The sequence below is a fragment of the Eubacterium sp. AF36-5BH genome, assembly GCF_003460505.1.
In the GTDB taxonomy this organism is placed as follows: domain Bacteria; phylum Bacillota; class Clostridia; order Lachnospirales; family Lachnospiraceae; genus Eubacterium_G.
In genome coordinates, this window is sequence record NZ_QTVG01000008.1 from 99,298 (window position 1) to 111,394 (window position 12,097).

A 12,097-nucleotide genomic window follows, 5' to 3' on the forward strand; every position below is an offset into this window, starting at 1 on the left:
GCTACGCACCTTCTTTCGATTCTAAAAGTTTCAAATATACATTGTATTCTTCTGTATCAAGATTTACAGAAAATTCTTTTTCACCTTTTTTCATATTTCTGTTTATCTTTTTTATCAGTCTTAACATTACAAAATTTTCTTTTGACATTTTCATACTTTCCTCAAAGTCAATGTTTGTGTCTTCATTAATAGTTTTCTGTTGTTTTACTATATGTTCTGAAATCTTACTTCGTAATTTATGAGCCTTATTTAAAGATACTTTAATTTGATTGCTGTCTCCTTTGCTTTTATTCCATTCCTTATGAAGTTCGCTTATCAAAAACTCCATGTTTTTAATATATGTTTCTCTCATTTGTCCTCCTGTTCCAAAAGAAGCAGAACAATTTATGCTCTGCTTCCTTAATAATTTTAATTTTTCTTCTTTTTATCCGGTCTTCCTATCATAACCAGACCACCATTATGATAATCCTGCATAACAACTCCAGTTGCCTCATCCACTGCTTCAACCATTTTTCCGTCTCCGACATAAATTCCTACATGACTTATATTTTTATATCTTCCGTTATTTGAATAACTGTAGAATATAAGGTCTCCCGGCTTTAGGTTTTCTTCTTTCACAGTACAGTCATTATCACTGCACCACTTAGCCTCAGATGCTGCCGTATTTGAACCGTCCGTCATTACAGATATGCCGGCACTGTTCCATGAATAATATGCCAAAGATGAACAGTCAAAATGTGTCCCTGAATTTCTAAGTGGCTGACTGTACGGATAACCTACTTTTGACAATGCAAAACTCACTGCTGTTTTTGCTTTTTCATCAGTTATCTTGTTTAAAATCTCATTAATCTCATTCTGCGTAAGCAATGACTTTTTATTCCCTCCGGTTTGTGTTCCCGTACTGCCACTGGTAATACCCAGTGAAGACAGATTTTCAGGACTCATCAGGGAATTAAGCATACTTATTTCATCATCACTCATTCCATACTCTGTTTCCATTTGATGATATGTTTTTAAAGTAACATTTACATAAAGAACTTTTTTCTTTTCTTTATTACCACTTTCATTTTTAATCTTTTCTTCTCCCGTTGATGTGGTGTATGAACACATATCATCAAACACTGTTTTAAGATTTGCCTTCGCTGTATCATTCATAACCGTTGCAGTATTTCCTACACCGTATTTAACCATATATACACTCATGACATCATAGTAATTGGATGGTGCGGATGATGTTCCCTCATAATCCACGTATACGATTTTTCCAATATCACAGTCCTTATGTTCGGTAACCATAGTATTGATGTCTCTGTTAAACTCAGCAACATACTGGCTTGTGACTGTCATAACGGTATCTCCATTCTCTAATGGTGGAAAGAATATAGAAAATGGAGAGTTATATATAACCGCTATAACTACGGCTACCAACGCTGTGGCAATGGCAACTATGGAAAACAGAAGTAAAACAATTGGAAGTAAAACAGCACCAATCTTTATCATAACTGTCTTCATTATGTCAGATACACCAGACTTCTGATTTTCACTGTTTAACGATGTTGTCATTCCTGTACTTCTTAATTTTTCCACAAAAAAAGCAACCTTTCTGCTTTTGGAAGCTGAATGACTGCCTCTATCACTACTGCTGTTTGATTTACCGGATTTTACTTTATTTCCTCCTGTTGTATCTTTCTTTACACTATTTTCCCTCTTGCGTATTTGCTTTTCCTTTGCATAACTGTCTTCTTTGTGTGTCTGACTGTGTATTTTTCTATTTTCACTTTTCTGCTTTTCTCTTACATTTTTTTCAGACTGCTCTTTTACACGTTTTCGCTTTGCTTTCTCTTTTACAGTTTTAGTTGTCTTACTTGCTGTTTTTCTAATGGGAGTTGTAACAACTGCCGCAGTAACCAGTGCATTTTCTACTTCCTCACTGCCTTCCATTTGGTCTAGCGTGGTTTTTACTCCCGTTCTTACTGCCATATCTGTTCCTTGTCTTAGGACTTTCTTTTTATCTTTAATGACTTTTCTTTTATCTGTATCATTTCTACGGAAATTTGGCATATCACGGCTATGGATATGCCTTTCCTTTTTCTCTTTCCTCTTTTCCATTTTTCCTCCTGCATAAAGAAAGCCACTACAAAGTTTTTAGCTTTGTAATGGCTTAACAATTTTTAAGTGATGTTATATATTTTTTTAATTCATAGGTTTTCTTATAAAATACAACAATTGCGATTTTCTATCTTTTGATGATTTTCTGTTATTTCATGAAACTTAAATATTGACAAGATTACCATATTTCTGTTCTGCGTTCAAACAAAATATCATACATTAAACCTGGGTTCCCCTTATATTAACTGCAATGACTAACAAGTATCAATTATTGTACTTATAGGCCAAATTATTAAGTTCATCAATCAATTTTTGATTATTAATTTTTCTTGCTAAAGGCATATAAATTTCAATAGTTTCTTTCGCTTTTGCTACTTTTTTGTTTTCATCAATGTAATCTATTGTTCGCATATTGTGAAGTCTTTCAGCAAGTTTAATCAAAATCACTTCATTTGATTCTTGATTATCAATTCGTTTAACTATATTCCATATGTCGTATGGCAATTCATTTTCTAAATTGGCATCATTCCCTTTGGTCGACACATCACAAAACATGCCTGCTAAAATAATATCTTGTTCCGCCCCTAATTCAGCTAACAAGATTGAAACATTTATAGGATGCGTAACATACTCCTCACCCGAATATCTTTTTTTGTCTTTATAAGCATTGCATGCTACTTTAAAAACCTCTGATAATTTTTTGGGGGCAAAAGCAATACTATTTTTATCCATTGTTTCTTCCAGTAGTTCAAGCAATTCCTCTTTGCTCATACCAATTTTTGTAGTTTGCAAAAAAATATGATTCATATAACTACCTCCTATACAATCAATTTCTAATTTCATTGTTTTAAGGAGTGATGGTGGAAATCCAAATTCTCTATTGAACGACTTAGAAAAAGCACTATGTGACTGCCATCCATATTTTATTGCAACGTCAATTATACGCATCCCCAACAAAATATCTTCACATGCCCTAATAAGTCTACGTCGGCAAACATACTCCATAACGGTTTCATTCGTATATCGCTTAAACATACGAATAAAATGATACTCAGAATACCCAGCTATCTCTGCCAATCTTTTTATATTTAATGATTCTTCTAAATGTTCTTCAATATATTTTAGTACGTGATTCATAACCATCACCTCTCAACTCCACGTGGTAGTTATATATTAAATCATTTCTTTCGCTTTAACTGTTCCCAAATTGCTGATTCTTCTAACAAAATTACATATAATCTCACCATCAACTGCAAATTTTTACATCACTTTATATTCTCGATAATTTTGAATTTGTCTCTTCGGCAAATTGAAAACTTCGAGTGATTATATATAGCCTCTTTTCTTTGCCTCAGCTATCAATTTAGGCTGAATTAATGGATATGTCCAATTATCAACCAAATCATCTACAATAATAATTTTTTCTATTTCACTATTTATATTTCCAAAAGAAGTAATATCAGCAATAAAAAGCATTCCAAACGTTTCATCATCTATATTTTCATTCACTCTTGTCTTGCCTTTCACTGAATACACGCATATTGGCTTTATTTCAAAATTAACAGCTCCCGTTTCTTCTTGCAATTCTCTCTTTGCTGTTTCTAAAATAGGTTCATCTGCTTCTCTGTGTCCACCTGGAACTTCATAGGTATCTCTCTCCCAATGTTTACAAAAAACCCACTTCCCGTCAAATTTTGAAATAATGACCGCAAATTTTAATAAATTATCATTAATACTATCATAAAACTGTACTTCAACCAAACTACATATACCTCCGTAGAATTCAAAAAATCTATCAACACATAAAAAATCTATTGCGATTTATATCACTCAATTCAGGCTCTTTTTTTAGTATATCGTTTGCCAAATCAAATTTTTCTTCTTTACAGAAAACATATCTATAACTTTGTTGCACTTGTAAAGCGTTATAAAAAATAACATTTTCTTCGTCTATTTTACAAAAATGCTTATGAAGAACTCCATCCGTTGAGAAGTAGTCCCTATCACGTAAAACAAGTATCAATCGTGAATTTATTGGAAATGCAATTTCTATTCCCCGGCTTCCATATCCCATTTGTCCACAATGTCCATATCGTACCACCGGATTATCCGAAGTATAAAATGGCATCCCAGTTTCATTAATTAACACCATCCAATATTTATCCCTAAATACTAATGCTAACTTTGTAATATTTTCTTCATCCAATATCATCTGTGCATGAAGCAATTTCTTCTGATTTTCGTCATTCCATTCTAGTCTAATATTATTTAATAATTCTCTTTCTTCTTCCGATTTAGCCATTTTTTTCATTAGTAGTAATGGCATTCTTTCATACGTTTCAATGATTACTTGCCTAAATTCCTTTGTTCTCACTTGTTGCAATGCAAGATATAACGAAATTTTATCCATTTGTTCATCGTTAAGAATTTCCATTTCTAACAATCGTACAGGATTTGCCATCATATAAGTTGATGTAATTTGTGCAACAGAATCAAACAAAAAAGTTTCTACATTTTCTGCAAAAAAATGCTCAATATGTTGAGTGTCAATCTCTTGCATCAACTTTTCCATCTCAGGATCTATCTTAAAATTGGGATCTTTTTCTTCTGCTTTTTTTCTCAACTGCTCAAAATCTACATCGTAAAAATATCTTTCCGATGCATAATCTTCAACATTTCCCGGTCTAATTTGAATTTTTTCTTTATCAAAAATATTAAAACGATATGTTTTTCCCTTTTGTTTTGCAAATGTATGCAAATATCTCTGTGGAACATAATGTTCATTTTTTACTTTTTGTTGTACCATATCACCAACTCCTCCACCGTTTATACTGTAATAGTACCTAAACAATAAAGTATCTTTAGCTTATTACTCTTCATTTTTTTGTATTGTTATTCCTTTACCTCAAAGGTCTTTTATACAATTATTTTTTATATCAATACATCTCATATTCATCACTGAATCCATATACGTTGTCATTCCACCGGATGTTCTGTTTTGAAGAAAATTGTAAATCAACGGACTACTTGTAATTTGTAATTCTTTTTCATATAACTCGTCAATCGCTTCGCTATCTACAGGTATCAAAAAAATCCTTGTTGTATCTAAACACCCAAACGAATCAATTGATATAATTGAACTATTAACGCTTCCCCATATTAATCTATCAAACTGTTTTACCGTGCTCCAATGTTTTAATATTCTTCGGCGTAATGTTTGCTTTCTGGTAATTCCTATATAGATTCTTTTATATTCACCTAATACAAGCATATATATTCCTGGTTTTTTCATATCTTCGTGATTTAGAGAATAGTATTCTTTAAACTCACTTCCATCTGTCAACAAAAATTCATTTAGTTTTTCTTCAAAATTTTTGCCCACATACTTATAATACTCCATATTCATATCAAAATTTTTTAAAGCCTGTTCTCTATGTTTTTCGCACCATTCATCTGTATATGTTAATCCTTTTTTGTCTAATGCTAAATCATATCTTGGCACTTTTCCTTCATCAATATCCGACTTATTTATTTCGTATGCTTTTGGATTATTTTTAAAATAAAATGACGTTCGCTTATCTATAACCGCATAATTTTCCCTCGTTAGTTTATTATATTTACTGTTATTTACCAAATAATCGAAATGGATTACAGGTTCTGAATTTTCATAAATTATTTTTCCCATTACTCCTCCTTTACCCAATACAATTTATTGGTTTGTTAAAATAGAATCACATATTTATCTGATACAATTTTAACATAGGTTATTCCTTTTATCTACTCACTTAACTATTGATACTTTCCTTATTTGCTATTCTTTCATGGATATTTGTATTATACAATTTATAAAGCTCTGTGTCTTTGCTGATAGTATTATCAAACGGAATAATCACGTTTCCACACTTAATAAGTCCCATGCCTGACGGTGCATTGCTTACAAATTCAAGCTGTGACTCTGATACACCTACCACTTCCGCTATTTTTTCTGCATCTGTGTTTGCCTGTTTTAATATTGCCACAAACTCACTGTTTGCAAGCATAGTCGTTGCAGTATAGTTCTGCAAAAGGTCAATAACATTCTGTGTTATGCCTGTGCATAGTCCACCCTGCTTTCTTACCTTTTTCCATAGCTGCTGTAAATACTTTGCACTGTACTCTGAATTTAAGAGAACATGAAATTCGTCTATGTAAAGCCATGTTGCCCTGCCTTTTTGTCCGTTCTCAACAATTCTCTGCTGAATTGCTTCCATCATAATAAGCATAGATACCGGGGCAAGGTCCTGTCCTAAGTCTCTTATTCCATAAACAGTAAATCTGTTATTCATATCCACGTTTGTCTGATTATTAAAAATGTTTAAGGAACCTTTTACAAAGATTTCAAGAGAAAGGGCAATATCCTTAGCTATCTTTCTTTCATCTGCATCTGTCTGGTTTAATAGTCTTTCATAAAAATCAGACATTACCGGAATATACTTTTCTCTGCTTCTTGCGATATCCAAATACATCTCTGTTAAGCACCTGTCAATAATAGAACGCTGCTGCGGTGTAAGCGGTTTATTAAGACACTGTTCACACAAGCCAAACATAAATGAACATTTTTCCCTAATCCATCCTTTTGAGTCTCTGGCATCCAGATTCCACACGTCCATATCAAGAGGATTTACATAGTTATCCGTATACGTTGATAAATTAACAACTGTTCCTCCGTACGTCTTTGCAATGTCAAAGTATTCATGCATCGGATCAATTACGATTACATCATCTTCTCCTTTTAAAAAAACACTTCCCATTTCCATTTTGCTGAAAAAGGATTTTCCTGAACCGGGAACACCAAATACAAACCCGTTTCCATTTATAAGCTTCTTTCTGTTTCCAACATTGATATTCTTTGACACCTGATTGATACCGTAATAATTGCCGCCTTCGTCATTTAATTCCTGCACGTTAAATGGAACTAAACCTGCAAGTGAATTGGTAAGCATTGTTCTCATTGTTTCAATCTGTCTTACACCAATTGGAAGTATGGTATTTAATGCTTCCCTCTGCATAAACTGATTTGTGTCGATTGTAACTCCATTACCTTTTCCAATTGTCACAATTGTTTCACAGGCACTTTCCAGTTCTTCCTTACTGTCTGCCATAACGATTATATTAACGGAAGTATAAAACATGCTCTCATCATTTTCCCTTACGTTGTTCATCATGTCTTCAATGTCTTTTTTCTCCATCCTCTTTGCATAAGAAATCTCTGTTGAAAAATCATTGTTTCTGTTTCTTACCTGTTGCTGTTTTATAATATCTGATTCTACTCCCAGATACTTTTTCTGTAAAACCCTAATGGTCATATCTTTTGGAACCGGAACAACATCTATGCTTGTTATCATATGTACCGGAAGCATTGTGATTGTATTAAGAAGTTCTTCTGACAAACTCTTTGGATATTTTTTGAAAAATAATGCCCGGCAAAACTTGTTTTCTGTCTCAAAATAATCCTGATGAAACTTAATCATTCCATTGCACAAATCATTTCTGAAATCTCTTCCCACACGTTTTGCTTCCCTTATGTCAAAATCAAACTCATCTTCTTTTCCAATGTTGTAAAAATCATGCAGCACATGGAGTCTTTCATTTCCTGTTAACGCTTTAATACCTGTTCCAAGTTCATTAAATGCTTTTCTTATATTTACCTCAATGGTTGCAAACTGTGCCCCTGCTTCTTCAAATGTTTTTCTCTCAACAGTTACGGTCAGATATCTTTCCTGCTCTATTCCCTGTCTTCCTTCCTTTATCTTCTCCTCTATGATTTTGTTATATATTTTTCTGAAATCATCAAAACCGTCATTTAAGTATGGAAGAAGTATGTACTTTCTCAAATCCTGCATGTCTTTATTTTTATTATTGATTGTAATCTTAAAAGAACAGTCAAAAGAATTTAAGAATTTACAGTATCTCTGCAGTATTTCTTCCTGCTCGTCATAAGTTGCAGTTGTATAATTAATATCCATAAACTTGTATGTTTTTGAATATTTATTCTGCTGTACCTTAAAGATTCCGCTTTCAGATACTTCCATTATTTCTATTGTTTCCTGTATGGATTTAGGACTTTTGTAAAGCGGTTCAGATGCTTTCTTTAATTTCTTAAACCCATCCGTAAATAATCCCATGTTATTTCCTCCTTATAAAAATTTACAGCCACAGGCAATGCCTATGGCTGCAATTACTGACACGATGCTTACTGCAAGCACCACAATCATTTTCTTTTTTGTTTTGTTAAACTCTGATTTATTATCCGTTTCCGTCTTTCTTTTTTCTTCCTCAATCTGTGCTGCGATTTTCTTTAACTCCTCTGCATTTTCCGTAGACTTATAAAGTAACGGTTTTGCTTTAAACATAAACTGTATTCTTTTTTTCATTACCTGCATAAAGCTCATTCCGTTGTATGTATAAAATCCGCTTAAAGCTATTGGAGCCACCACCGGAATGGCTATATATGCTGACAACGTAAGACCTACTTTTTTATATGTAAGGAATACTATTATTCCACCCACCAGCACACTTAGAATTGAAGCTATAAGCTGTTTTGCTGTAAGTCCTAACACAACCGATTCCTGAAATTTATCTATATCTTTATTTATTTCTACTGACATTTATTTCACCTGCCCTTTTTCATGTTCTTTATCTCTGTTACGCTCAAAGTTTTTTTCATATTCAGCCATCTGTTTGGGGCATAACTCTCGTAGTTTATCCACATTGAAAACATAAAGCGGATACTCGCAAAAACCGCTTTTTAATGTAATTCCCGTGAAATCTCCTAAATAATTTTCTTCCAAAAACTTTTCCATCTCCGGCATGTTATTTGTATCAACATATCCGCAGTATTTAGGTACTTCCACTAAATTAACAGTTATGTTTCCATAAGGTTCCGGATATTCACCCTCTGTATTTACCAGTTCAAGATAAATATTGCCATTGTCTGTATACTGGCTCATTGAAAGTTCTACATTTACATCTCCCCATTTAGATTCATAATTCATCTTTTTGTTCATCTTCTCTCCTCCTAACTTTTATAATCCTAATGCCCTGCTTGTAAGATTTTGTGCACCCTTTACCGTTCCTACTGTAAGTGCGATTGTAAATGTCATTTCACACAGATATATAAGTGTCTGAGTCCAGTCAGCATATTCTCCCGTAAATGACGGAAGTCCTGCACTTATTAGTGCATTGCACACTACTATAGCCAGTGCCATTGTCACAGCCTCAAACACAATTGATAAAAAGTACTTTGCATATGAAACCGCCGTATGGCTTACCATTCTGTTTCCACTGACTGTTGAAAATGCAATTGCTCCAAAAGGTACTAAAATCAGTATCTTTAGGAATCTGAAATACACTGTATATATCAGGAAAAATCCACACACTATGATGACAATGGAAAGTATTGATGCAAGTATCAGCATTACCAGACTTGAACCAAAGCCAAGATTTTTTATAATCTCAGCCTGTCCGCTGTCTATGGTAAGCTCTGCCATTTCTCCTGCTCCGACAAGTTTTACCAGATTGCCTGCGGAGGTAAAAAATGCTTTCATTATTGTTACATTGTTTGCTACAAGCCATTCTGCTATTCCTATTCTCATAAGCATACGAAGAATAACTTCAAACCTCATGTCCTCTTTTACATCCACACTCTCCGAGCAAAAACCAATAACAAAGAACAGTACAACCAGCGAAGAACCGACACCTACAAAAATTGGTTCCAGATTCTGTATTACTCCCCACGGACCCCCGCTTTTGAAACTGACCGGTGACTGTCCTAAGAGAGCAAATACAAGTGATATCTGATTGTTCCAGAATCCAAAGACCATCTCAAGCAAATCAAGTATCTGCTGTCCCAGATTAAAAATATCCAACTTTCATCACCTCTTTTCTTCCGTTTTTAGATTCTAAAATCCAAGAATTCCAAGAACTGATGATATTCCTGCCATCATTATTCCTGCTACAATTCCTTTAAGGGCAGAATTCATTGTGGACGAATCCTGTTGCTGATATGCCTGTGCAAACTCCATTACGTTTTTAGCAAGAATTATTACACCGATTGCTCCGATAATTGCCAGTATCAATGTTTTAAGATTATCAAGCGGTTTTGTTACAGAGCTTGTATCCGTTGCTAATACATTTGTACATTCAATCGTTGTCATCATTAATGCTCCAGATAATGCCGGAATCACATTGTTTTTAATTTTTGCACCAACTGTCTCTTTCTTATCTTTCATTTTCTTAACTAAATCTCTTATCATAATCTCTTACTCCTTTTCTAACTTCTAAATTTGTTTCTCATTTCTTCCACCGATGTCTCAGGATAAAAATATTCAAGAATCCTTTTAACCGGAATTCCTTCTTTCATTGCTGCCTTTGCTTCTTCCTTTTGTTCCTTTGAAAAGTTCCAGTTAAGTATTCGGTTTGTAACTGTGTCATCTTTTAATGCTTTTCTTTTTACCGTGTTTTTTTCACCACCTGAAGCATCATCATCCTGATACTCAAGTTCATATGCCATTTCCTTTTCTGCAGGACTTTTTTTCTCGTTACTTTGAGCTTTACTTAATCTCTTTTCAATTCCGTCATTACCAAGCAGCATGAATTGTTCCAGTGTCATTTCATCTATGTACACGTTTTCACCTTTTTCCTTTAGCTTTTCAAAATATGCCAATGACTGTTTATTAAGGATTTCAAAAGGAGGACCGACAAAAGTCGAATCCTCCTTAGGTGTGTGTATATAAGGTTTTCCTTTACCGTCAGCAGTCTGTTCAAACGCAGGATGCTTAAACGGTATAAATTTATTATCCACAATGGGATCAAATCCTCTGATAAATATAAGACACTTTTTATTGTCAAATTTTCTTGCCTCATCAGGTGTCATAAGTTCTCTTCCAAGCACATCATAATTTCTTGAGCTGCTTCCCTGACGTCCTCTTGTTTCTCCGCTTGACCTCTTATCAATGGTTCCCTTTCCAAGAAGCTCTGATATATACTTATGGGTACTCTGCTCATTACCTCCAAGATAAATAAGCGTGTCGCAGTTTCCTGGAATTGTTTCCCACGTTTCCTTAAACAATGCTTTAATCTGTGCAAGGTTCTGTATGATGATTACAGAACTTATTTCCCTGCTTCGCATTGTTGACAGTAATGAACAATAGTCATCCGGCAGAGCAACGTTTGCAAATTCATCCAACATAAAAGTAACATGTATAGGTAATCTTCCACCGAAATTGAAATCTGCCTGATAGTATAGTTCCTGAAATATCTGTGTATACAGCATTCCTATAATAAAGTTGTAGGATTTATCCGAATCAGGAATAACACAAAACAGTGCAGTCTTGGTTTCACAATCTCCATTAACTCCGATTCCAATATCAGCAAGATTCATTTCATCTCTTGAAAGAATCCTTAGTACCTTCTTATTTTCAAGAAAAGCAAGTCTTGAATTGGCACTGATAATAATAGAACGGACAGTATCTCCTGCCCCTCTCATACATTTGTTGTACTGCTTTACAGCAGGATGATTTGAGCCAAGCGTACTTGTCTCTTCCAAAGCTTTCATTATGGCATCAAGCTGTGATGGCTTACCCTTTTCCTTTACTTCAGCTTTTCCCATAAGTTTAAGCACTGTTTCAAAGTTTCTTCTTTTAGGCGGAACCTCAAGCCACACATAATAAAACAACGCCTGAAGGAACATTCCCTCGGCTTTTTCCCAAAACGGATCAGCTGATGTTGCACCTTTAGGCGTTGTATTTGCAATTAGGTTTGTTATAAGTTTTATTACATCTGTTTCTTCTCTTATATAAAAAAACGGGTTATAACAGTCTGACTGGTCCATATCTATAAGATTGATGACCTTTATGTTATATCCGTTATTCTTTAGCATCTCTCCCGTGCTTCTTAATATTTATAGCAATAGGTAAGGATTTGATATTATCTCCACCTTTTCCCCTGC

Annotated in this window: 12 protein-coding genes; all 12 read right to left on the bottom strand. The window is 34.1% G+C overall.

Annotation, left to right across the window (positions count from 1 at the left end; all coding sequences use genetic code 11):
- Window position 1 precedes the first annotated feature (1 nt).
- Entirely contained in the window at window positions 2-352 is a 351-nt protein-coding gene (locus tag DW006_RS09840) for a hypothetical protein (protein ID WP_118000195.1), read from the bottom strand.
- A 56-nt stretch (window positions 353-408) separates the two neighbouring features.
- On the bottom strand, window positions 409-2,109 hold the full coding sequence (locus DW006_RS09845) for an NlpC/P60 family protein (protein WP_118000198.1): 1,701 nt from the start codon (window positions 2,107-2,109) through the stop codon (window positions 409-411).
- Between the two features lie 264 nt (window positions 2,110-2,373).
- Window positions 2,374-3,246 (bottom strand): AraC family transcriptional regulator, encoded by an 873-nt coding sequence (locus tag DW006_RS09850; protein WP_158561116.1) that lies wholly within the window; start codon window positions 3,244-3,246, stop codon window positions 2,374-2,376.
- 189 nt (window positions 3,247-3,435) lie between these two features.
- Window positions 3,436-3,870, bottom strand: coding sequence for an NUDIX domain-containing protein (locus DW006_RS09855; protein WP_040447152.1), 435 nt, complete (start codon window positions 3,868-3,870; stop codon window positions 3,436-3,438).
- Window positions 3,871-3,904: 34 nt separating this feature from the next.
- Window positions 3,905-4,915, bottom strand: coding sequence for a DUF4238 domain-containing protein (locus DW006_RS09860; protein ID WP_118000200.1), 1,011 nt, complete (start codon window positions 4,913-4,915; stop codon window positions 3,905-3,907).
- 99 nt (window positions 4,916-5,014) lie between these two features.
- Complete coding sequence (locus DW006_RS09865; protein WP_005363082.1) at window positions 5,015-5,794, bottom strand: hypothetical protein; 780 nt, start codon at window positions 5,792-5,794, stop codon at window positions 5,015-5,017.
- A gap of 100 nt (window positions 5,795-5,894) precedes the next feature.
- The gene (locus DW006_RS09870; protein ID WP_118000202.1) at window positions 5,895-8,273 is read right to left on the bottom strand and encodes a VirB4-like conjugal transfer ATPase, CD1110 family; all 2,379 of its coding nucleotides are present in this window, start codon (window positions 8,271-8,273) and stop codon (window positions 5,895-5,897) included.
- A 12-nt stretch (window positions 8,274-8,285) separates the two neighbouring features.
- On the bottom strand, window positions 8,286-8,756 hold the full coding sequence (locus DW006_RS09875; protein ID WP_021952020.1) for a PrgI family protein: 471 nt from the start codon (window positions 8,754-8,756) through the stop codon (window positions 8,286-8,288).
- On the bottom strand, window positions 8,757-9,155 hold the full coding sequence (locus DW006_RS09880; RefSeq protein ID WP_118000204.1) for a DUF4313 domain-containing protein: 399 nt from the start codon (window positions 9,153-9,155) through the stop codon (window positions 8,757-8,759).
- An 18-nt stretch (window positions 9,156-9,173) separates the two neighbouring features.
- Window positions 9,174-10,016, bottom strand: a complete 843-nt coding sequence (locus DW006_RS09885; protein WP_021952019.1) for a hypothetical protein — start codon at window positions 10,014-10,016, stop codon at window positions 9,174-9,176.
- A gap of 33 nt (window positions 10,017-10,049) precedes the next feature.
- On the bottom strand, window positions 10,050-10,379 hold the full coding sequence (locus DW006_RS09890; protein WP_050750973.1) for a hypothetical protein: 330 nt from the start codon (window positions 10,377-10,379) through the stop codon (window positions 10,050-10,052).
- A 41-nt stretch (window positions 10,380-10,420) separates the two neighbouring features.
- Window positions 10,421-12,028, bottom strand: a complete 1,608-nt coding sequence (locus DW006_RS09895) for a VirD4-like conjugal transfer protein, CD1115 family (RefSeq protein WP_118000206.1) — start codon at window positions 12,026-12,028, stop codon at window positions 10,421-10,423.
- Window positions 12,029-12,097: the final 69 nt, after the last annotated feature.